The organism is Nocardia araoensis NBRC 100135, assembly GCF_000308435.1.
GTDB lineage: Bacteria > Actinomycetota > Actinomycetes > Mycobacteriales > Mycobacteriaceae > Nocardia > Nocardia araoensis.
This window is the reverse complement of record NZ_BAFR01000154.1, coordinates 1-417: the sequence shown is the minus strand read 5'-3', so window position 1 is coordinate 417 and position 417 is coordinate 1. Positions and strand designations below refer to the sequence as shown.

Annotated in this window: 1 protein-coding gene; it reads right to left on the bottom strand. The window is 71.9% G+C overall.

Annotation, left to right across the window (positions count from 1 at the left end):
• Positions 1–417: acyl-CoA dehydrogenase family protein (locus ON21_RS21055; protein ID WP_039800100.1), on the bottom strand; the 417-nt coding region annotated here is incomplete at both ends.

Genomic DNA, 417 nt, shown 5'->3' with positions numbered 1-417 from the left:
CGCGTCCGACTCGACGATGAACAGCGCGGGACGGCCGTCGAGTTCGGCGGCGATCAGGAACAGCTCGGCGTCGGCCGCGGCGGGCACCAGGCTCTTCACACCCGAGATGCGGTAGCCGCTCGGCGAGCGCACCGCCTTGGTGTCCAGGGCGAACGGGTCGAACAGCGCGCGCGGCTCGCTGATCACCACCGAGGCCTGCGGCACGTCCTCCCCGATGAAGGAGGGCAGGTAGGTCTTCTGCTGCGCGTCGCTGCCCCACTGCGCGAGCGCCACCGCGACGCCGCTCGGCGCCAGGGCCAGGCCCATGTCACCGTGCGCAAGGGCCTCGGCGACCAGCGAGTTGGTCACCGCGCCGCGCTCGGAGGCCGCACCCTCGAGTTCCTCGGGGACGTTGATCAGGGTGATGCCGAGTTCGGC